Source organism: Paenibacillus sp. OV219 (assembly GCF_900110075.1).
Classification (GTDB): Bacteria; Bacillota; Bacilli; order Paenibacillales; family Paenibacillaceae; genus Paenibacillus_Z.
In genome coordinates, this window is sequence record NZ_FOCJ01000009.1 from 252,071 (window position 1) to 273,762 (window position 21,692).

Consider the following 21,692-nt stretch of genomic DNA (forward strand, 5'->3'; position numbering starts at 1 on the left):
GTCCCTATGGCACTTAAACTATCCGTATTCACCGTTGCTGCGCCGGACATGACGCCGGAGCAGCTGTGCGAAGCCGCCGCCGCTTCCGGCATCGACGGCATCGAGTGGCGCTGCAAAGAGACCGCGCCGCATCTGCGAAGCGAGCCGCCATCCTTCTGGGGCAACAACCATTGCACCCTCTCGCCAAGTGCTGACGAGACCGAGATCAATCGCTTCGCACAAGCGGCCGCCAAGTACAACAGACAAGCCATTTCCGTCACGCCATATCTCACCTGCGGCGACATCGAAGGCACCGAACAAATCATGCGACTGGCTAGCAAGCTCGGCGCAACGATGATCCGTGCCGGCGTCCCTGGCTATGACCGCAGCCGCAATTACAACGAGCTTTTCAACATAACAACATCCTACTTACATGAAGTCGAACAACTTGCTCGCACTTATAACATCAAAGCAATCATCGAAACGCATCATCTGACCATCGCGCCGAGCGCCTCGCTTGCGCACCGGCTTGTCTCATCATTCAATCCCGACCATATCGGGGTGCTGTACGATCCCGGCAACATGGTTTACGAAGGCTACGAGAACTACCGGATGGGGCTAGAGCTGCTCGGCCCTTACCTTGCGCACGTTCATGTGAAGAACGCAGGTTGGCAGCCACCAGCACATCCAGCGCAACTAACTGGTGATCCGCTTCAATCCATCGAATGGAGCGCAGGCTGGCGGCCGATCGCGAACGGTCAAGTGCCGTGGAAGCAGGTGCTGCGCGACCTGAAGGCAGTCGGCTATGACGGCTGGCTCGGCCTCGAAGATTTCAGCCAAACCTTTGATACACCAACCATGCTTCAAACCTATGTGAATCAAATTCAAACTTGGATGGAGGAGATTTAAGTGAAACAGCTTCGTTTTGGCATTATCGGTATTGGAAATATGGGTTCAGGTCACGCGTCGATTCTGACATCGGGTTCGATCAAAGGTGCTATCCTCACCGCAGTATGCGACGGTTTCGAAAGCAAGCGCGCTTGGGCGAGAGAAACATACGGTGATAAAATCACCGTATTCGAGAACTCCGCAGCGATGATCGATTCCGGTTTGGTAGATGCCGTTGTTGTAGCAACGCCGCACTATGACCATCCTTCCGAGGCGATCCATGCATTCAGTAAAGGGATGCACGTCCTCATCGAGAAGCCGGCTGGCGTTTACGCCAAGCAGGTAAGACAGATGAACGAAGCGGCGGCAGCCAGCGGCAAGACCTTCGGTATCGTCTACAACCAGCGGATGAATCCGCTCTACCAGAAGCTGCGCGAAATGATTCAATCCGGCGAAATCGGCGAAGTCCGCCGCATCAACTGGATAATCACCAACTGGTACCGTACGCAAGCCTACTATGATTCAGGCACTTGGCGCGCAACTTGGGGCGGCGAAGGCGGAGGCGTGCTCATTAACCAATGCCCGCATAACCTCGATTTGTGGCAGTGGACGACCGGCATGATGCCGACTCGCATGCGTGCGTTCTGTCAATTTGGCAAAAATCGTGACATCGAGGTAGAGAACGAAGTGACCGCATATGCGGAATACGAGAACGGTGCGACAGCGGTGTTCATTACATCGACATCCGAGGCGCCAGGCACGAACAGACTCGAAGTTGCAGGAAGCCGCGGCAAAATCGTCATCGAAGACGACAAAATGACGTTTTACCGTATCCGTGAGGAAGAAGCCGCGTTCAACGCGCGCAACAAAGAGCCATTCGCTTCACCGGAATGCTGGAAAATCGACATTCCAAGCGGTGGACCTAGCCCTGAACATGCGGGTATTCTCCAGAACTTCACCGACGCAGTGCTGAATGGAACGCCGCTTGTTGCACCAGGTGAAGAGGGCATCTTCGGCCTCACGCTCTCGAACGCGATGCACCTCTCGACATGGATTGACGGCTGGGTCGACCTGCCGCTCGACGAAGCGCTGCATGAGTCAGAGCTGAACAAGCGAATCGCCAGCTCCAAATTCCAGAGACAAGCAGCACCTGCTGCGACCAAATAGTCCGCCTCTCGACCTTCACCATCATCCCATTAAGGAGTGATCCACCTTGTTCAAGAAGCAAATCGCCGCGCAGCTCTATACGCTCCGCGACTATGTGAGAACAGCCGAAGAGCTCGACGAAACGTTAGGTAAAGTAAAAGCGATCGGCTATGACGCCGTGCAATTATCTGGTATTGGCCCGATTTCGCCGGATGAAGTAGCCAGCATTTGCGACCGCCATGGTCTGACAATTTGCGCAACACATGTGCCGTACGAGCGGCTGCTGAATGATCTGGATGCGCTCATTGCCGAGCACCAAGCATGGAATTGCAAGTACATCGGCTTAGGTGGGCTGCCTGAGCAGTATCGCACTAGCCGCGAAGGCTATGAGGAGATGGCAGCAATCCTCTGCGATATCGGAACGAAGCTCGCAGCAGCGGGACTGGAACTCGTTTATCACAACCATAAGTTTGAGTTCGAGAAGTTCGGAGGCAACGGCAAGGCAGGCATGGATATACTCCTTGAAGGATCAACCCCGCAAGGGCAGTCCGCCGCTTATAGCCTGGAGCTGGATACGTACTGGGTGCAGGCGGGAGGCGCCGATCCGGTCGCATGGATTCGCAAGTCCGAGCGGATGAAGGTCATCCATCTCAAGGACATGGCGATCTTGAAGGATCAGCAAGTGTTCGCAGAGATTGGCGAAGGCAATCTGAACTGGCCGGCTATCATCGAAGCATGCCGTGAAATCGGCGTCGAATGGTACGTCGTGGAGCAGGATACATGCCAGCGTGACCCGTTCGAAAGCTTGGCGATCAGCTTTAAGGCGTTGCAGCAATGGGTGTATCAAGAGGAGGAGCTGAAAGGCGATGTCACTGTTTAATCGAAATGACGGCATGAATTACGCGCCGGTATCCATCGTGAAGCCGTCGCCGGTGTGCGGCCCGGGCGAGTTTGTGTTCGCGGCAATGGCGCTTGATCACGGCCACATCTATGGCATGACGAACGGTCTGCTAGAAGCAGGCGGTACGATCAAGTGGGTGTACGACGCGGATCCCGCGAAAGTCGAAGCATTCCGCAAATCCTTTCCACAAGCGCAAGTCGCCCAGTCGCCAGAAGTTATTCTGGAAGATTCGGAGGTACGTCTCGTTGCAGCCGCAGCAGTTCCTTCCGAGCGTGGAGCGTTAGGTGTGAAGGTGATGAACCACGGCAAGGATTATTTTGTGGACAAAACGCCATTTACCTCGCTCGATCAGCTTGAAGCGGCGAAAGCGGCGGCAGCGTCCACTGGACGTAAATATATGGTCTACTATAGCGAACGGCTGCATGTGGAGAGCGCGATCTACGCAGGCAAGCTCATACAAGATGGCGCCATCGGACGCGTCCTGCAAGTGCTCGGCACAGGTCCGCACCGGCTGAATAAAGCGTCGCGCCCTGACTGGTTCTTCCGTAAAGAGCAGTACGGAGGCATTCTCTGCGATATCGGCAGCCATCAGATCGAGCAGTTCCTGTCCTTTGCAGGCTGCAAGGACGCGACGGTTGCCCACAGCAAGGTTGCCAATTACAGCAACCCGGATTACCCGGAGCTGGAGGATTTTGGCGATGCGACGCTTGTTGGGGATAACGGAGCGACGAATTATTTTCGCGTGGACTGGTTCACTCCGAACGGTCTCGGCACATGGGGTGATGGCAGAACGACGATTCTCGGCACGGACGGCTACATTGAGCTGCGCAAGTATATCGATGTCGGACGCGAGAAGAGCGGCGATCACGTCTATCTCGTCAACCATGAAGGCGAGCACCATCTTTCCGTTGGCGGGCAGATCGGGTTTCCTTTCTTCGGCGAGCTAATCTTGGATTGCTTGAACCGCACAGAGAACGCGATGACGCAGGCGCATGCTTTCAAAGCGGCTGAACTTTGCCTGCTTGCTCAAAATAAAGCGATTCGCATCTAGCAAAACATGTACTGAAAATGGGAGCGGCATGATAAAATCAGTTCATATGTACTTCAATATGGAGGGGAACTGTGTGCCGCTCACGATGCAATGGCAGCAGCCGATCGAGCTCATATACCGGAATGATCATCCGATGCCTGGTGCTCAATTTCATTCGCATGCCTTCTATGAGCTGTATTATTTTCAAGAGGGCGAATGCAAATATTTGATCGGCGACAAGCTGATAACGTTACAGCCTGGCGATTTGATTCTCATGCATGGCATGACGCTTCATTGTCCCAACCCGTCTCCGCATAAGCCTTACATTCGCACGATCATTCATATGGATCCGGCCTACATACATAAAGTGCTTCAAGCGGATACCGCTGCGATGCTGCTTAGACCCTTCGAGGAGCTGCGCAATATTCGCATTTCGCTCAGCACGGAAGACCAAGCAGAGCTCGAGGGCTTGCTTGAAGAGATGAACCAGCTCTATAAGCGTAAAAGCGAGACAGGTGTGCGAACCGCCTATGACCGCTTCGTGCTGCGAGTCGTCGAGCTGCTGCATCTCGTTCGCGATTGGTGCAGCGAGCCGGCTTACGAGCGCGAGCATCGCTCTTTGAAGGAGCAGCATGTACAGAGTGTCATCTCGTACTTGGAAGATCATTACCTGGAGGAGATCACGCTTGATCATATCGCAAGCGCGCTTCACCTCACCAAGCCGTACTTGTCCAATCTGTTCAAGGATGTGACGGGTACGACCGTATTCAAATACTTATACAACCGGCGAATCAATCAGGCCAAAATGTTGTTTCGGCTCGAGCCCCGCCAGTCCGTATCGGAAGTGTGCCGCGCAGTCGGCTTTCACCATCTGGCTCATTTTAGCAGGTTGTTTAAGACGACGGTGGGTGCAAGTCCCGAGACGTACCGGAAGCGGATGCTCCTGCACGTGACAGAGCATTAGCTTAAGCACGGAGGCCTGTCTGCCCGCCGCCGGTTCCCATCGGAGGCGGTTATCATCGCACAAGCAAGTTCATTATTTGATCTAACCGGCCGCACTGCGGTCATTATTGGAGCTGCGAGTACACTCGGATGCGTCATGGCGCAGGCGCTCATCGATCACGGCGCGCACGCGGCGCTTGTCGTGCGTGATCCCGAGAAGTCGGAGCCGAAGCTGCGGGAGCTCCTGGCAACGGGCCGCGCCACGCTGTTCCAGGCAGACGCCGCTGTGAAGGCGGATCTCGAGCGTGTCCTCGGCGAGATCATCAAATGGTCGCCATCGGGGCAGGCGAATATTCTGCTACATACGGCAGGCACGAACAGCGCGACCCCATTCTTCGAGATTACCGAAGAGGAATGGGACCGCATTATGGACGTCAACGCGAAGAGCGTCATGCTCGCCTGCCAAGTGTTCGGCAGGTCGATGATTGACGCCGGCGCAGGCGGCAGCATTATTACGATCAGCTCGGTCTCGTCAGGACCGCCGCTGTCGCGTGTCTTCACTTATTCGGCGTCGAAGCATGCCGTGAACAGCATGACGCAGTTTCTGGCGTGCGAGTTCGCGCCACACGGGATCCGCGTCAACGCCATCGTGCCGGGGTTCTTCCCGGCGGAGCAGAATCGCGCGATTCTGTCCGAGGAGCGGGTAAACAGCATTATGGGACATATGCCGATGAAGCGCTTCGGCGATCCGAAGGAGCTGCAAGGCGCGGCCGTCTGGCTTGCTTCCGATGCGGCGTCCAGCTACGTAACCGGCTCGCTCATTCGAGTGGATGGCGGCTACGGCGCAATGACCATATAAGCTGAGCGTTCGGCTCGTTTCTGCTGCAAAGCAGAAGCGGGCCGGTTTTTTTTGTAGGGGCAGTGAACAATTCGGCATACCTGTACGTCATATTGGGGACAACGAAGTTAATGAGCTTGAGACGATAGAACAAGTAAGGGAAAGAGAAGGAGCTGGGGCATGAACACAGTACAGCCGCCAGTCGAAGACGAGCAGCTGATTAGGCGCGCGGTTCGCGGCGACGAGCATGCGCTAGCTAGTCTACTGCACAGCCACTATCCGATGCTGTACCGATACATGCTGAAGGTAACGATGAACAAGGCGCTAACGGAAGATTTGGTGCAGGATACGATGCTGAGGGCGATTGAGCGCATTCGCAGCTTTCAGAGCAGAAGCAAGTTTTCGACATGGCTCATTTCGATAGCAACAAGGCGGTACTTGGATGAGATGCGCAAGCAGCATCGGGAGAAGAAATGGCAGACCGAGGAGCAGGCGCTGCATGCGATTCGGTTCGATGCGGCGATGCAGCAGCACGATTGGCCGGATGCCCTAGATGCGCTCGGCGCGCTGTCTTATGAAATCCGGGTGCCGATTCTGCTGAAATATTATTACGGCTACGCCTACGAGGAGATAGCCGCATGGCTCGAAATTCCGGTCGGGACCGTGAAGTCCAGACTGCATAACGGATTGAAGCAATTGAGGAAGGAGCTGGGCGACGAATGAGATATCCCGAAGATTTGAATCGTTCGAAGCGAATACAGGCGCAGGAGCAAGAACAAGAGCAAGAACAAGCGCTCGAAAAAGATTACCGCGAGCTGCTTGACCCTCACATCGAGCAGTGGGATCAGTCCATCACACCGCCGAACCCGCCTTCGCTTGCCACGCTAACTGCGCTTGCCCGCGAGCATAATAAGGCGTTGCGGCAGCGATACTGGAAGGAACTGGCGCTGCTCTGGCTTATCGGCGCGCTGGTGCTGAGCGGGCTGCTGCTGCTCTGGCAGAGCAGCATTATCCTATTCGCAATCGTGCAAGGAACAGCTTTAGTGGCGGCAATCGCCTTCTTGGCCGTGAGCGGCATAAATCGCAGAGAGAGGCGGCGACGCCAATGGCAGGAATGAAGCTCGTCCTTCTTATCGCTGGAGCCGCGATTGTTCTGATCGCCCAGTCCTCCTGGCTGTTCACGGATGCGCGGAAGCATAGCAGATATCCATGGTTCTGGGGGATATGGGGACTCATCCAGTGTCCGATGCCGCTGCTGTTCTATCTGTTAATCGTTCGGGTAGATTGGAGCCAATATCGCAAGAGAAAGGGGAGCTAGAAGATGGATCAACTTACAACAAATCAGCTGCTGTCGATTATTTTGCCGTTTGCAATCGTCCAGCTTGTTCTTATGATCACAGCAATCGTCGTATGTGCTCGAGCTGAACAAACTAGAGGGTCCAAATGGATGTGGATTCTGATCATCGTGCTGTTCAATATTGTCGGATCTATCTTGTTCTTCCTCATTGGAAGAAAGCAAACGTAGGGAAGGGTGCGACAGCGATGGAGATGGAGAAGCTTCTCGAGGTTCATAACCTCAGCAAACAGTTCGGCAATAGCTCTACTAAAGCTCTGCAGGACGTATCCTTCTCGCTAGGCGAAGGGCGCTGCACAGCTCTGCTTGGACCGAACGGCGCTGGCAAAACAACGACGATTCGTATGCTGACCGGACTGCTCATGCCTACGTCCGGAACGATCCGCATCCAGGGCGTACAGCCGGGAGCGGATCATCGCGGGCTGATCGGATACTTGCCGCAGACGCCTGCTTTTCACGGTTGGATGAGCGGCTTGGAATTTGTCCAATATGCGGCTGAGCTGTGCGGCATGGGAAGAAGGGATGCGGTGCAGCGAAGTGCCGAGCTGCTCGAGCGAGTCGGCATTGGGGCAGCCGGTAAACGGCGTATTGCCGGCTACTCCGGCGGCATGAAGCAGCGTCTCTGCCTTGCGCAGGCACTCATCCACAGACCGAAGCTGCTTATTCTGGACGAGCCTGTGTCCGCGTTGGACCCGATCGGACGGCGCGATGTAATGGAACTGCTCGGCGAGTTGAAGCAGGAGACGACGATTCTATTCTCTACGCATGTGCTGCATGATGCGGAGGAGCTGTGCGATGATGTGCTCATTATGGAAAGTGGTCGTATCGCGCTTCAAGGACAGCTGAGTGAGATCCGCGCGGCGAATCGTGACCCGGTTCTGCTGCTCGAAATTGAGAACGAGGCAGGCTCAGATGCTCGCGAGGCATTGGCGAAATGGCTGCAGGCACTAGCAAAGCAAGCAGATTCATGCATAATTCGTTTCGAGATAGATCCGCTTAACAGCTGTGCAGCTAAGCTGATCGTTCATGACAGGAGTGAAGCGAGACGCATCGTGCTAGAGCAGCTGTTAGAGCTGAACCTCCCGGTCACGAAGCTGGAAATCGGCTATTCAACATTGGAGGATCTCTTCATGAAGGTGGTGAACCGAGGATGAAGAAAGGGTTAAGGCAGTGGTTTGTTCTATACCGCAAAGAACAGCTGGAACTGTTCCGCAGCTATAAGCTGCTCTGGGTGCCGCTAGTGTTTATTCTGTATGGCGCGATGCAGCCGGTGATGTCTTATTTTCTGCCTGACATACTTGCTCATGCCGGGAACTTGCCTCCTGGGGCGGTCATTTCCATTCCGAAGCCATCGGCTTCCGAAGTGATGGCCCAGACACTGGGGCAGTTTAATACGATCGGCGTCCTTATTCTGTCGCTCTCGGTCATGGGCATCATCTCTGCCGAGCGAACAAGCGGACTTACAAGCATGATTCTCGTCAAGCCAGTCTCTTATTTCTCTTTCGTTACGGCCAAATGGGCAGCAATGACGCTGCTCGTCATCACCGCCTTTGCGGGAGGCTTTGGCGCTGCGCTGTACTATACGACGGTATTATTCCATTCCGTCGATTGGCAGTACAGCCTGTACGCCTACCTCCTGTTCAGCCTCTGGCTCTGCCTCGCTGGATCGCTGACGTTATTCTTCAGCTCATGGCTGCGAAGCGGAGCGGCTGCAGCGGGTTGCGCACTTGGCGTGGCGGCAATGCTCGCGCTAACGGCTTCTGCATTTCCTCATGAACTCGCTTTTAGCCCAGGAATGCTGCCGCATTTAGCGTATTCGCAATATGACCCTGCAGCAAGTGAGGAGCCTCTCGCGGCAAGCGTCGTAACTACGCTTGTACTCATCCTCGCGCTGCTTACCGCTGCATCCGCGCTGCTTCGCAAACGGCCTTCCCTTGATGCCCTCTAGTAAACTCTCTCTATTGGACTTCAACCCTATTTTTTAGTAGGATAGAAGGAGATAGAGTTTCGGCAAAAGGTGACGGGAGTGGTTGTACATGTTTAAGCTAGGCCAGCGTGTTGTAATTATGTCGGACCTTTTTGAACAAGGGCTTCCGGTAGGGGAATATGGCTATATCATCGCGTATGACCGTAATGCGGACAACGTGTTCGACTATGTAATTCGGGTTCCGAAAGCGAACCGTAATTTTTACGTGCCTACTGCGGATGTGGAGCTTGAGGAAGTGCTGGTGCGGCTTGAGGTGGATCGTTTGGAGCGGGAAGCGCTTATCGACTTTGCACTGGCTACGCATAATGAGGAGCTGTTTAAGCGCATTATGAACGGTGACCTCGAGGATGCCGAAGAGGAAGACGCGGAAGGCGAGCCTCAGACACGGGAAGAGTTTATTCGCCAAGTGCATTTGAAGGCTTGGATTTAACAGACTAATGAAAAGGCTGATGCTGGGATTAACCAGTGTCAGCCTTTTTTACGCTATGCGCCTTTCGCATCCCGTTCAATACGATCAGCAAAATCTCGATACTTCGTCACCACATGTGTCGGTTCCTTACGGATTCGCCATAACGCGGAGACCGCCTCGCGAACAGCTGCTGAGAAGCTAGGGGCTGCGGCAGGACAATCCTGCTTAATCTCTTCATGAAGCTTCGGCAAATTGTAATAGGGAACCATCGGGAACATATGGTGCTCCATATGGTAGTTCATGTTCGTGTACAGAAACCGGAGAATCGGATTCGTATAGAAGGTTCGGCAGCAGAGCCGGTGATCTAGTTTGTCTTCGTACAGTCCCATATGCTGCGTTACATTCAACACAGTCATGAGGAAGGACCCGTAGTAAGCTGGTAATCCGATGAACATTAGCGGCAGAATGCTGTGTAGATAGAAACAAAGCCCGATCATGACTACAAACACACCGATGAATATACGTGCTTCCCAGCGGAGCTTACCGTACTGGCTTTCCGGTATGAGTTCTTTCTCATCCTTGTTCAGATGGCCGATGGCGTGCAGGAACAATGTTTTCGGCGTATTCCCCTTCACATCTTCAATCCGAAAAGCTGACCGGATCAGTTGGCTAAACTTCGGTGGGCGAGGGGCCATAATTTCCGGATCGCTGCCGACGATGTACGTGTCCGTATGATGCCGCACATGACTCCACCGGAAGTTCGTCGCTTGCACGAGGATGAGGAACGAAGTGAACTGATAGACCACTTCATTGGGCCAGCCGGTTTTGAATGGTGTTCCGTGACTGTATTCATGCCATTTGGATACCGAACCAACGAAGTAAACCGTGCCGTATAAGGCAAAAGCGGGGATGGCCCACCATGTGCCCCATGATAGATACGCGAGATAACCAGTCCCTACAATAGCGGCAAGATAGAGCAAAATATCTCGCAGTGCAGGACCGTTTCGTCTGACCATGAGCTCCTTCAACCGTTTCCTCGGAATTGCACATTTGTACCAATCGGCAGACACAAGCCCTTTCTCCATGGCATGGAACCGCTCGGGACCTGTAATACTATAATCTCGTTTTGCAGCAGCATCACTCATCGGATTGCTCCGCTCCTTATCAGCTATAATGGTATCGCTTACTTCATAGTGTAAGGGAATAGGTATGCGTACGGCTTTCCGGAAATTATGAGAGAGGATTTGACACATAAATCGTCTACTCGAAAATAAAAAAACCGCCCTCCTGCCATAAAGACAGGGGAACGGTCGTTTCTTAAGTATGGTCCTTGATTACGCGTTCGTCGTTGAAGCCGAAGTCGAGGTTGCAGCGCTAGTGTCGCCTGCCTTCACATGCTTCTCCATGATATGAAATTTACGTTGCAATTTGCCGTTCACCACATTCGTTGCAAGCTCATCTGCTTTCGCAATTTGTTTATCCGCTTGGTCTTGCGTCAATTTGCCTGCTGTCACTGCTGCATTCAGGCCGTCAACGATCGTTTGTTTCACCGCATCGATCACCTTCTGTACATCCACGCCTTTATCCTTCGCCACATCTGCCAACGTTTTGCCGGAAGCGAGCGCAGTCTTCAAGTCATCAGCCGTAAGGCCGAGCGCCGTTGCAGCGCCGGACAGATCCGTGTTTCCAAAGCCGAATTGACCGCTCATCTTCACGCGAGAGCCTTTACCGTTCACCGTGTTCTCCGCGATCTTAGCAGCGTCAGCAATCGCTTTGTCTGCTTGCTCTTGCGTGAGGTCGCCTGCTTTCACAGATGCGTTCAAGTCGTTAATGATCGCTTGCTTCACAGCGTCAATAACCTTCTGAACGTCAACGCCTCTGTCGGTTGCAAGATCAGCCAACGACTTGTTGTTGCCTTCTTGAAGCACTGTGTTTAATTCGACGTCGCTCATTCCGAGTACTGGCGCCGCAGCTGCATTAATGTCCGTTTTGTTCTCGAAGTGGAAGCCTTCTTTACCCTGGAATTCCATACCGAAGCCGCCGCCTTTGCCTCTGCCGCCCCGTCCGTCCGTCATTGAGCCAGGATCGCTATCGACAAGCTTATCGAGGTTGTCCGAGAATGCTTGCTTCTCAGCCGCTTGCTGCTTCTCGAAGGCCGTAGTCAACGCCTGCTTCAATGCGTCGCGTGATACGCCTTGCTCTTCAGCAACCTGAGCGAGCGTCTTGCCGGCAGCAAGCTTCTCTTTAAGCGCTGCTGCATCTAGTTTGAGTAGATCAAGCACCTCTTGGCTCACTGCGCCGCCGAAACCGACCTTTTGCTCAAAATGAACGTTGAACTTGCCGCTTTCCTTGCCCTGTTGCTGCGTAGCCGTCGTATTCGTCGTATTTGTCGTTGTCGAAGTTGAGTTTGTCGCTGCGTACGCGCTCAGCGGTATCATCACCGCAATGGCTGCTGTTAGGCCGATAGCCTTCATCGTTTTGTTCATTATTATTTCCTCCTGTTTTTTGGTAGTGGAGTTGGTTACAAGACCCAGTATGTGTGGCAAACCTTAAATCAAGCTGAAATAAATGTAAAAGAACCCTTAGCTCTAGATGAACTTTCTCTTCATATTCGAGATCATTCCGCCACTACCGCTCATGCGCTTTATCATTGAGTTTGAACGGCCGCTTACGTTATAATAGGTAGAATATGTGCAAAATGGTTAGAAAGGACGGGACATAATACGATGAGCATTACGATAAAAGATGTTGAGCATGTGGCCAATTTGGCCCGGCTGGAGCTTTCCGAACAGGAGAAAGAGCAGTTTAACGGTCAGCTGAATGCGATTCTGAAATACGCAGAGAAGCTGAACGAGCTAAATACAGATGACGTAGAACCGACCAGCCATGTGCTGCCGGTATATAATGTGATGCGCGACGATGTCATTAAGCCTTCGGTTTCCAATGAAACAGCGCTGCGCAATGCACCAGACGAGGATGACGGCCAGTTTAAAGTGCCGGCTGTATTGGAATAAGACACTTACGAGATACGCTTACATAGCGAAAGGAGGAAAGGCTGTTGGCACTCTTTGATTTACGCCTTCAAGACGTACATAGCAAGTTAAGAACGAAAGAGCTGTCGGCTCTTGACCTCGTAGAGGCTTCCTACGCGCAAATTGCGAAGACGGATGAATCCATTAAAGCCTTTTTGACATTGAACGAAGAAGGTGCGCGCCAAGCTGCGGCTGAACTGGACAGCGCACTGCAAGCCGGCGGGGAGCAAGGTCTGTTGTTCGGCCTTCCTGCAGGTATTAAAGACAACATTGTAACAGAAGGAATCACGACGACCTGCGCGAGCCAATTCCTGCGCAATTATGATCCGATCTATGATGCTTCTGTAGTGAAGAAGCTGAAGGCAGCGCAGTCGATTACGATCGGCAAGCTGAACATGGACGAGTTCGCAATGGGTGGTTCGAACGAGAACTCGAGCTTCTTCCCGACTCGCAACCCGTGGAACACGGATTTCGTGCCGGGCGGCTCAAGCGGCGGCTCCGCAGCATCTGTTGCTGCTGGACAAGTTTACTTCGCGCTTGGCTCCGACACGGGCGGTTCGATCCGTCAGCCTGCGGCCTATTGCGGTATTGTTGGCCTCAAGCCAACTTACGGCCTTGTGTCGCGCTTTGGCCTCGTTGCATTCGCTTCGTCCCTTGACCAGATCGGTCCGCTGACGAAGAACGTTGAAGATTCCGCTTATGTGCTGCAAGCCATTGCTGGCTATGATCCGGGCGATTCGACTTCGGCGAATGTGGACATTCCCGATTATGTCAGCGCGCTCTCAGGCGATGTGAAAGGGCTACGCATTGGCGTACCGAAGGAATATATGGGCCAAGGCATTGATCCAGCTGTGAAAGAAGCTGTACTTGCGGCGTTGAAACAGTTCGAGAGCCTAGGCGCAACATGGGAAGAAGTGTCAATGCCGCATACCGAATATGCGGTCGCAACATACTACTTGCTCGCTTCTTCCGAAGCATCGTCCAACCTGGCCCGTTTCGATGGCGTCCGCTACGGCGTTCGCGCAGAGAACCCAGACAACCTGATCGATCTGTACCGCAAATCCCGCAGTCAAGGCTTCGGCTCTGAAGTGAAGCGCCGGATTATGCTTGGTACGTACGCGCTCAGCTCCGGTTATTATGATGCTTATTATCTGAAAGCACAGAAGGTCCGCACGCTAATCAAGCAGGACTTTGATAATGTGTTCAAAGACTTTGACCTCATTATCGGGCCTACTGCGCCGACAACGGCATTCCGCATCGGTGAGCAAGTGGGCGATCCGCTCACGATGTATTTGAACGATATTTGTACGATTCCGGTCAGCCTTGCTGGCGTTCCGGCAATCAGCGTGCCATGTGGCTTCGCAGAAGGCTTGCCAATCGGCCTGCAAATTATCGGCAAAGCGTTCGACGAGCGCACGGTGCTTCGCGCCGCGCATGCGTATGAACAGCACACTGAGCATCACAAACAGCGTCCGCAGCTATAATACACGCGGATGCCAATGAAGCAGGAGGGCTACGAGATGTTTGAACAGAACCAATACGAAACGGTCGTCGGGCTGGAAGTGCACGTCGAGCTACACACGAAGAGCAAAATCTTCTGCGGCTGCTCCACATCCTTCGGCGCACCGCCGAATACACATACATGTCCGATCTGTCTCGGGCACCCTGGCGTGCTGCCGGTGCTGAACCGCCAGGCGCTTGAATATGCGATGAAGGCTGCAATGGCGCTCAACTGCCAGATCGCCGACAACAGCAAGTTCGACCGCAAGAACTATTTCTACCCAGATTCACCCAAAGCGTACCAAATTTCCCAATTCGACAAGCCGGTCGGCGAACATGGCTGGATCGACATCGAAGTGGACGGGAAGACGAAGCGCATCGGCATTACTCGCCTTCACCTTGAAGAAGATGCCGGTAAGCTGACGCATATCGAAGGCGGCTTTGGCTCCCTTGTGGACTTCAACCGTGTCGGTACGCCGCTTGTTGAGATCGTATCCGAGCCAGACATCCGCACGCCTGAAGAAGCGAAGGCGTACCTCGAGAAGCTGAAAGCGATCATGCTCTATTGCGAAGTGTCCGACGTTAAGATGGAGGAAGGCTCGCTTCGCTGCGACGCCAACATCAGTATCCGTCCTTACGACCAAGAGCAGCTCGGCACTCGCGCCGAGCTGAAGAACATGAACTCGTTCCGCGGCGTACAGCGCGGTCTCGAGTACGAGCAGATGCGCCAAGCAGACATTCTCGATAGCGGTGGCAAAGTTGTTCAAGAAACACGTCGCTGGGATGAGACGCAAGGGAAGACGTTCTCCATGCGTTCCAAGGAAGAAGCGCATGACTATCGTTACTTCCCAGACCCGGATCTTGTGCAGATTCACATCGATGACGAGTGGAAAGCACGCGTGCAAGCGTCGATTCCGGAGCTGCCGGATGCGCGCCAAGCTCGTTATTCCGCAGAGTTCGGTCTCCCTTCGTACGACGCAGGCGTTATCACGTCCTCGAAGAAACTAGCAGATTTCTTCGAAGAATCGCTGCAATATACGAAGGATGCCAAAGCAGTGTCCAACTGGATTATGGGTGACCTGCTCGGCTACTTGAATGCTGGCGGTCTCGAGCTAGATGATATCAAGCTGACAGGCCAAGGGCTCGGCGAGATGATCGGTCTTATGGAGAAAGGGACGATCAGCAGCAAGATCGCGAAGACGGTATTTAAGGAAATGCTTGAAACCGGCAAGCGTCCGCAGCAAATCGTCGAAGAGCAAGGACTTGTTCAGATCAGCGACGAAGGCGCAATCGCAGAAGTGGTTGACCGCATCGTAAGCGGCAATCCACAGTCGGTGGAAGATTTCAAAGCCGGCAAAGAGAAGGCAATCGGCTTCCTCGTTGGTCAAGTGATGAAGGAAACGAAGGGCAAAGCGAATCCAGCGCTTGTTAACAAGCTGCTGCTAGAGCGCTTGAATCAATAGGCTTTACCGTTAATTGAGAGAGAGGCATGTCCGCCGAGCGTGGACATGCCTCTTTTGCATGGCAATAAATGTGATACAATATGTACTACATAATAATGACACGTTAATTACTTGGAGTACGGGAAGGAGGCCATGCCAATGCGTGAGCGCTCGTGGAGTGCATTCTTTGCGCCGTTGCTTGCATTTATCGTCCCAGGCGGCGGGCATTTGGCGCTTGGCAAACCCTTGACAGGGCTGCTCTTGCTTCTCGGCACCTTGACGGATATCGCAGCGATGATTCGGTTCGCCGATGAAGGTGGCGGCAAATACGCGCTGCTTATCATTTTTCTTGGTCTCGCGCTACCGTTCTTCTGGTTCTACAGCGTCTTCGATACGCTGCAGCTGAAGGCCAAACTGCGCGCCTTAGAAGCTTCAACTATCGTAGCTGCTGCAGAACAGCTGCGAACAAGCGGATTCATCACTGCGCTGCAAGGGATAAGCGTCATCGGCTTGGCGCTCATTCTGCTCTGGCTCGTGCAAGCCCCGGAAGCGCTGCTTGCGGCTCTAGATGATCTCGGCTCATACACCCCAGGAGCGGGCTTAATTATTATTGCGCTCATCGCGGCTTCCAGGAGGAAGAATGCGATGTTCAAGTTAGGGCGCTTTACTGCATCGGCCATAATGATCACGATAGGTGCATTCCTGCTCTGGGATCAATTCCGCGGCCGCAACGATATCGAGCTGCTGGGTAAGTGGTGGCCGGCTGCTTTTGTCATGCTTGGCATAGAGGTGGTTATCCTTAGCATCGTGTACCGTACAGCTTCGAGGAAGTCGTCCTTTGATATCGGCGGCGCTGTGCTCGCGACGGTAATTGCAGTTATCGCTTTCGGCGTAACGCAATATGCATCCATGCCGTTTCGCTGGTTAGACGAATTCAAGGTGAATTTGACGGGTACGAGCGGATATAGCGAAGAGAAGGGCTTTCAGTATAACAAGGGGCTAATGAGTGAAGTGCTGCAGCCGGACACGACAAGCATCGCTATCAATAATCCGAATGGTAAAGTGACCGTAAGGCGCGGAGATGTTCATGCAGTCACCGTGGAGACGGTTATGTGGGTCGATTCAACCGATAAAGAAGAAGCTGACGAAGTTGCTGAGAAGTCGATCGTCACTATGAACGGCGGTAAGAAAGTAGAAATTGAGGCAAAAGGCCATCCTTACGGTGCTAATGGCAACCGTGTTCCGCGTATGAATATGTTAGTGACGATACCAGCGCAGTCGGCATTTGGAAGTCCGCAAGCAACATTAACGCCGCCGGAAGCGTATACGAATAATAATGCGACAGCTAGCACGAACACAGCGACTGAACAGATGGCTGAACTTGATCCGGAGCTAAGCATCGACGTTATGAATGGCCCTGTTGATATTTCTGGGCTCAATATAGCTGGAGGCCTTCGTATCAGAGCAACTTATGGAGAGCTTACGCTTCGCAGTTTGACAGGTCCAGTTGACGCCGAGACGAAGAACGGAGGCATTGTCGTCTCTGATTTGGAAGGGGACGCCGTGCTCAGTGCTTTTAACGGGAACATTAAATTGGCGCACGCTGCCGGTTCAGTACAGGCTTCCACGCAAAGCGGCGACATCGAGCTGTTGCAAATTACAGGCGATATCGAGTCGGATACGAAGAATGGCCAGATTACGATTAGGGAAGCCTCAGGCGCAATCAAGGCAGATACGCTTAATGGTGATATTGGTGTGGCTAGTGCTGCCGTTGGCGGCGATTGGGACATTGACAGCTCCATCGGCGAGATCCATTTGCAGCTTCCTGTGCAGGGCAACTATTCGGTTAACGGCTCTGTTACATTTGGTGATGTTTCGAGTGATTTACCGCTTACGATTAGCAAGAAAACAATCCGTGGAAATATCGGCGCAGGCACGTTTCGGATCAATATAAATGCGAACAGCAGCATACTGGTAAATCGTTACAAACTTTAAAATGATTTTCCACTTCATTGACAAAATGAAAAGCATCCACGTAAAATGGTTCTAACAAAGCGGAAAGGACGTGCCAATATGGGTGCAACCGTTGAACAAGCACTAGAACAATTGAAAAGCACCGGCGTTCGTATGACCCCGCAGCGTTATGCTATCTTAAGCTATCTCATGCATGCCATGACTCATCCCACTGCAGATGAAATTTATAAGTCGCTTTCGCCTTCATTCCCTAGTATGAGCGTAGCGACCATTTATAATAATCTCCGTCTGTTTGTTGAAGCAGGTCTTATTAGGGAACTGACTTACGGTGATGATTCTAGCCGATTCGATGCTGATTTATCTGAGCATTATCATGCGATTTGCCGTACCTGCGGCACCATTGTGGATTTCGACTACCCACCGTTGACTGAAGTGGAAGCAGCTGCCTCCAGAGAAACTGGATTTAAGGTAGAAGGTCATCGCATGGAGATCTACGGCATTTGCCCAGATTGTACAACGCGGCACAATCATTAATCATTTATTTTGTTTGATTTGAACATTTGAATTGGACGCGCGCCTGAGGAGTGGAAGCACACCTTCATGCGCGTTTTTTATGCCCATAATATTCAGGGCGCAACCTATCGTTTACCATCAGGGAGGAGTGTTACTACGTGGAACCCGTTCGTTTCCGGGCTAGACGAAAGAGTGGCGGCTATTTGAAATGGATTGTCGTGCTGAGCGGATTGCTCGCTATGCTAAGTGTGATCTGGGTAGGCTGGGAACGGCTGTCCCCTAACAATAGAGAAGTAAAGCCTGATTATGGTACAGCGCATCCAATTATTTATCATGGTGAGGCTGCAAAAGTCGGAGCTTCAGTCGAAGGTAACAACATCAGGCTGCCTTTATCATTTATCCATGATCAACTAGGGCTGGAGCAAGAGGTGTACTTCGAGGACAAGACTGGCACGATCGTTATGACGAATGCGAACAAGGTCCTTCGCTTCAAGACGAATGCACTTACGGCGACGATGAACAAGGCGGCATATCCGCTTCGCATTGCTGCGGAAGTGAAGGATGACGAGGTCTACTTGCCTACAACACCGCTTGAAGAGCTTTATGGCTTACACATTGAATATAATAAGAACACTGATATTGTTACCGTCATGCGTGCCGGAGATGCGGTGCAGCGCGGCATCTCGCCTGAGGAAGGCGTTATTCGTACAAGCCCTTCTAATCATGCAACGATCGTCAAACGCCTGGCTCAGAAGGAAGAATTGCGTATTTGGGGCGAGAAGGACGGCTGGTACATCGTTCAAAGCATCGATGGTGTTGCTGGATATGCTTCGAAGAAGGGGATTACGCTAACGGATCTCGAGCAAGTGAAGGTGCAGCAGGAACCGGTTCCTTATAATGCGTGGAAGGTCATCGGCAGCAAAATCAATCTGACCTGGGAGGCCGTCTACCAGCAGACGCCGGATACGAGCAAGATCGGTGAACTGACAGGGGTTAATGTTGTTTCGCCAACCTGGTTTGAACTGCTAGATGACGAAGGCAATATCAAGAGCAAAGCGGACAAGCAATATGTTCAATGGGCGCATAAGAAGGGCATGCAGGTGTGGGCGGTGTTCAGCAACAGTTTTGAGCCGGACCGTACCACGGCAGCGCTCGGAAGTGCAAATACGAGGTTGCAGATGATTCGCCAGTTGTCTGCTTTTGCAGAGTTGTATCAGCTTCAGGGAATTAACTTGGATTTTGAAAATGTGAATACCTCGGACAAGGCAAATCTTGTTCAGTTCGTACGTGAGCTAACTCCGCTTATGCATGAGCAGGGTGTCGTAGTATCTATCGACGTGTCGCCGAAGTCGAACAGCGAGATGTGGTCCTTGTTCTTGGATCGCGCCGCGCTTGGTAAGACAGTCGATTATATGATGATTATGGCCTACGATGAGCATTGGGCTTCCAGTCCTGTCTCCGGTTCCGTAGCGTCTCTGCCATGGACGGAGCAATCGGTTAAGACCATTATTGAAGAGGATGGCGTTCCGGCTAACAAGCTCGTGCTGGGTATGCCTCTATATGCAAGGCTTTGGACCGAGAAGAAGGACGATAGCGGTAAGACAAAAGTGACGTCGAAGGCACTCGGCATGGATACGGTTAATGGAATCATAGCAGAGCGTAAGCTGAAGCTCACCTTTGACGCAGATTCCGGTCAACACTACGTGGAGTATAAAGAAGATGGCGCACTTCAGCGCATCTGGCTCGAAGACGGGCTATCAATGAAGTCACGCACAGCACTAGCGAAGAAATACGGACTTGCTGGCGTTGCCACATGGCAAAGACAGTTTTCATCCGACGATATTTGGGGCATCATTAATCAATCATTAAAACAGCTGCCATAATGTTAATCTATAACAAGAACGCCCTTCATGCGGTCCAGTGGACTACGTGAAGGGCGTTTCGTTTGTTTTTGACGAGGAGTTAGACTTGCGGCTGAGTACTCTCTTCAATTTCCTCAGTCTCGTCTAGATCCGTCGCATGCTTCGGATCAAGAGTCATTTTCGTTTTACAGTACATACAGCGGTCGGTTTTGCCTAACATCTTTGTTTGACGGTCGCATTCCGGACAAGTGATGATGCGTGCGCTTGTCGAGAGCATACCTGCCCAGAAGTAGACGCCTACGCTAGCCAACATCGCAATCATCCCGATGACCATGAAGATGGCCGCGAATACTTTACCTGCTTGTCCCCAGAATACAATCCCGGCTGTACCCAGTATCATTAGGCCCATACCGAATAGCGTAAACATTAGGCCCCAGAGCCGAAATTCATTAATTTTGCTTGATTTTCCGAACATCATTCCAACCCCTTCTGACAAATACCAGCGCTTTTCTATATAAGCTAGGCAGGAAAATGCGCAGACATTGTCGAACAACATATAAACAACTGCGAAATCATTATAGCTTAAACAAAAGCATGAAGCTATATGGGGGTAAGACGTGGAGCATATAAAAGCGCATTTTAAACAAAGTTTTGAACATAGTGAGAACGTCATTAGCTTAGCTGCAATTGAGAATCCTTTTCCTTATAATCCGTTAATCGACGGTCTGGATCTTCTGCTGCTGGTTGTATCTTCAATAGATGATCCAGAGCGAGGCATCGAGCATGTCAGCTACGGCGGCGAACGGATTCAAATTCGAACCGTAAGTCCTGCTGTGCTTGAGCACTGGACATCAGGAGTGGAGAACCGCAGCATTATACAATGGCTCGCACAGGGGGAGATCCTATTGGATCGAGACAATTACTTGACGGATTTACGTGACAGCCTGTTGTCCTTCCCATCTTCTGTTCGCGGACAGAAGGAGCTTGCCGAGTTCTCAAACTTTATTCGCACTTATCTGCAAGCGAAGCAGGATCTGCAAGACAAGAATTTGCTCGATGCATATACGCATATTCTTGCGGCGCTTCATCATTGGGCGCACATCGCTCTAATAGAAGAAGGCGCTCATCCCGAGCTGACCGTATGGCGGCAGATGCGCAGGTTCCATCCAGGCATCTATAAGCTGTATGAGGAGCTGACGACATCGCCTGAATCGCTGGAGAAGCGGGTACAGCTTGTCATGCTTGCTTGTGAGTTTTCTGTGATGAGCAAAATGAAATCCTCCTGTGAGCTGCTCTTTACGATTCTGTGCAGCCGAGAGGAGCCGTGGAGCGTAATGGAGCTTCAGCTTCATCCACTGCTTATGGATTTGCATATCGATTTGTCGCTCCTATTGCAAAAGCTGGTTAAACGCGGATACATTCGTGAGGTCGCATTTATGCCATTAGCCGCTGATACGGAGGCACTTGAGCTGCGTTATCACTGCGTTTCATAAAGGGCGAATCGCAGGCTGTAATGGTCTGCGATTTTTTTGTCGAAAGATGCTTGACGCTGTGTAGGGAGATATGATAAATTCTTTATTACCGCCTCCGGGAAACGGACAAACAGCTGAAAGGCTGGCAAGCAAGTGAGAAAAAAGATTTGAAAAAAAGCTTGCAATTGAATGTTCGGATGTGATATATTAATCAAGTCGCCGCTGAGACATGGGCGAATAAATGAAACAAATTTGTTCCTTGAAAACTGAACAATGAGCGACCTGTCACAAGGTCTAAAATACGTCGGAACGACGATCGCCATCTGGCGAAAGTGTTTCTGACGAGCTAGTTTTTTGAATGAGCTAACAAGCAAATTCATTTGGCGCAAATGGCTTCGCCATTTCGCCTATTATGGAGAGTTT

General features: G+C 52.1%; 23 protein-coding genes. 20 read left to right on the forward strand and 3 right to left on the reverse strand.

All coding sequences use genetic code 11. The features are described 5' to 3' along the window. Window positions 1-6 precede the first annotated feature (6 nt). The 13 genes from BMY11_RS21845 to BMY11_RS21905 all read left to right on the forward strand — a co-directional run bounded on the left by BMY11_RS21845 (window position 7) and on the right by BMY11_RS21905 (window position 9,495). Entirely contained in the window at window positions 7-888 is an 882-nt protein-coding gene (locus BMY11_RS21845) for a sugar phosphate isomerase/epimerase family protein (RefSeq protein ID WP_090581298.1), read from the forward strand. Then, window positions 889-2,034 (forward strand): Gfo/Idh/MocA family protein, encoded by a 1,146-nt coding sequence (locus tag BMY11_RS21850; RefSeq protein WP_090581301.1) that lies wholly within the window; start codon window positions 889-891, stop codon window positions 2,032-2,034. A gap of 46 nt (window positions 2,035-2,080) precedes the next feature. Continuing rightward, window positions 2,081-2,893 carry a sugar phosphate isomerase/epimerase family protein gene (locus tag BMY11_RS21855; protein WP_090581303.1) on the forward strand — a complete coding sequence of 271 codons (813 nt, stop codon included), beginning with the start codon at window positions 2,081-2,083 and terminating at the stop codon, window positions 2,891-2,893. Beyond that, window positions 2,880-3,965 (forward strand): Gfo/Idh/MocA family protein, encoded by a 1,086-nt coding sequence (locus tag BMY11_RS21860; RefSeq protein ID WP_090581306.1) that lies wholly within the window; start codon window positions 2,880-2,882, stop codon window positions 3,963-3,965. Before BMY11_RS21855 ends, BMY11_RS21860 begins: the two co-directional genes overlap by 14 nt. A 28-nt stretch (window positions 3,966-3,993) precedes the next feature. Continuing rightward, window positions 3,994-4,908 (forward strand): helix-turn-helix transcriptional regulator, encoded by a 915-nt coding sequence (locus BMY11_RS21865; RefSeq protein ID WP_256217692.1) that lies wholly within the window; start codon window positions 3,994-3,996, stop codon window positions 4,906-4,908. Window positions 4,909-5,043: 135 nt separating this feature from the next. After that, the gene (locus BMY11_RS21870; RefSeq protein WP_090581309.1) at window positions 5,044-5,745 is read left to right on the forward strand and encodes an SDR family oxidoreductase; all 702 of its coding nucleotides are present in this window, start codon (window positions 5,044-5,046) and stop codon (window positions 5,743-5,745) included. A gap of 159 nt (window positions 5,746-5,904) precedes the next feature. Then, complete coding sequence (sigY, locus tag BMY11_RS21875; RefSeq protein WP_090581311.1) at window positions 5,905-6,447, forward strand: RNA polymerase sigma factor SigY; 543 nt, start codon at window positions 5,905-5,907, stop codon at window positions 6,445-6,447. Next, window positions 6,444-6,842, forward strand: coding sequence for a DUF5345 family protein (locus tag BMY11_RS21880; RefSeq protein WP_090581314.1), 399 nt, complete (start codon window positions 6,444-6,446; stop codon window positions 6,840-6,842). Before sigY ends, BMY11_RS21880 begins: the two co-directional genes overlap by 4 nt. Continuing rightward, window positions 6,830-7,042: a hypothetical protein gene (locus BMY11_RS21885; protein WP_090581317.1), complete on the forward strand. Its 213-nt coding sequence runs from the start codon at window positions 6,830-6,832 to the stop codon at window positions 7,040-7,042. The genes BMY11_RS21880 and BMY11_RS21885 overlap by 13 nt, the downstream gene beginning before the upstream one ends. Before the next feature lie 3 nt (window positions 7,043-7,045). Further along, window positions 7,046-7,249, forward strand: a complete 204-nt coding sequence (locus BMY11_RS21890) for a PLD nuclease N-terminal domain-containing protein (protein ID WP_090581320.1) — start codon at window positions 7,046-7,048, stop codon at window positions 7,247-7,249. A gap of 17 nt (window positions 7,250-7,266) precedes the next feature. Then, a complete protein-coding gene (locus BMY11_RS21895) occupies window positions 7,267-8,232 on the forward strand; it encodes an ABC transporter ATP-binding protein (protein ID WP_371262908.1) in 966 nt (321 codons plus the stop codon). Then, window positions 8,229-9,026, forward strand: a complete 798-nt coding sequence (locus BMY11_RS21900; protein ID WP_090581323.1) for an ABC transporter permease — start codon at window positions 8,229-8,231, stop codon at window positions 9,024-9,026. The genes BMY11_RS21895 and BMY11_RS21900 overlap by 4 nt, the downstream gene beginning before the upstream one ends. Before the next feature lie 88 nt (window positions 9,027-9,114). Further along, the gene (locus BMY11_RS21905; RefSeq protein WP_090581326.1) at window positions 9,115-9,495 is read left to right on the forward strand and encodes an ATPase; all 381 of its coding nucleotides are present in this window, start codon (window positions 9,115-9,117) and stop codon (window positions 9,493-9,495) included. Between the two features lie 53 nt (window positions 9,496-9,548). Here the strand turns inward: BMY11_RS21905 and BMY11_RS21910 are convergent, their stop codons facing one another. Further along, a complete protein-coding gene (locus BMY11_RS21910; RefSeq protein WP_090581328.1) occupies window positions 9,549-10,619 on the reverse strand; it encodes a fatty acid desaturase in 1,071 nt (356 codons plus the stop codon). 189 nt (window positions 10,620-10,808) lie between these two features. Next, the gene (locus tag BMY11_RS21915; protein ID WP_090581331.1) at window positions 10,809-11,960 is read right to left on the reverse strand and encodes a hypothetical protein; all 1,152 of its coding nucleotides are present in this window, start codon (window positions 11,958-11,960) and stop codon (window positions 10,809-10,811) included. Window positions 11,961-12,200: 240 nt separating this feature from the next. Here BMY11_RS21915 and gatC point away from each other — a divergent pair, with 240 nt between their 5' ends. From gatC to BMY11_RS21945, 6 genes are all read left to right on the forward strand, one after another. Beyond that, the gene (gene gatC, locus BMY11_RS21920) at window positions 12,201-12,488 is read left to right on the forward strand and encodes an Asp-tRNA(Asn)/Glu-tRNA(Gln) amidotransferase subunit GatC (protein ID WP_090581334.1); all 288 of its coding nucleotides are present in this window, start codon (window positions 12,201-12,203) and stop codon (window positions 12,486-12,488) included. 44 nt (window positions 12,489-12,532) lie between these two features. After that, on the forward strand, window positions 12,533-13,990 hold the full coding sequence (gene gatA, locus BMY11_RS21925; protein WP_090581337.1) for an Asp-tRNA(Asn)/Glu-tRNA(Gln) amidotransferase subunit GatA: 1,458 nt from the start codon (window positions 12,533-12,535) through the stop codon (window positions 13,988-13,990). 36 nt (window positions 13,991-14,026) lie between these two features. Further along, window positions 14,027-15,469, forward strand: coding sequence for an Asp-tRNA(Asn)/Glu-tRNA(Gln) amidotransferase subunit GatB (gene gatB, locus BMY11_RS21930; RefSeq protein WP_090581340.1), 1,443 nt, complete (start codon window positions 14,027-14,029; stop codon window positions 15,467-15,469). Window positions 15,470-15,607: 138 nt separating this feature from the next. After that, window positions 15,608-17,443: a DUF4097 family beta strand repeat-containing protein gene (locus tag BMY11_RS21935; RefSeq protein WP_177182769.1), complete on the forward strand. Its 1,836-nt coding sequence runs from the start codon at window positions 15,608-15,610 to the stop codon at window positions 17,441-17,443. Window positions 17,444-17,521: 78 nt separating this feature from the next. Further along, a complete protein-coding gene (locus tag BMY11_RS21940; protein ID WP_090581343.1) occupies window positions 17,522-17,956 on the forward strand; it encodes a Fur family transcriptional regulator in 435 nt (144 codons plus the stop codon). Between the two features lie 137 nt (window positions 17,957-18,093). Beyond that, window positions 18,094-19,818 (forward strand): glycosyl hydrolase family 18 protein, encoded by a 1,725-nt coding sequence (locus BMY11_RS21945; RefSeq protein WP_090581347.1) that lies wholly within the window; start codon window positions 18,094-18,096, stop codon window positions 19,816-19,818. A gap of 79 nt (window positions 19,819-19,897) precedes the next feature. Here BMY11_RS21945 and BMY11_RS21950 read toward each other — a convergent pair whose 3' ends face one another. After that, window positions 19,898-20,272, reverse strand: coding sequence for a YgzB family protein (locus tag BMY11_RS21950; protein WP_090581418.1), 375 nt, complete (start codon window positions 20,270-20,272; stop codon window positions 19,898-19,900). Window positions 20,273-20,414: 142 nt separating this feature from the next. Between BMY11_RS21950 and BMY11_RS21955 the strand changes: the two genes are divergently transcribed. Beyond that, the gene (locus BMY11_RS21955) at window positions 20,415-21,290 is read left to right on the forward strand and encodes a nucleotidyltransferase-like protein (RefSeq protein WP_090581351.1); all 876 of its coding nucleotides are present in this window, start codon (window positions 20,415-20,417) and stop codon (window positions 21,288-21,290) included. The last annotated feature ends 402 nt before the right edge of the window (window positions 21,291-21,692 follow it).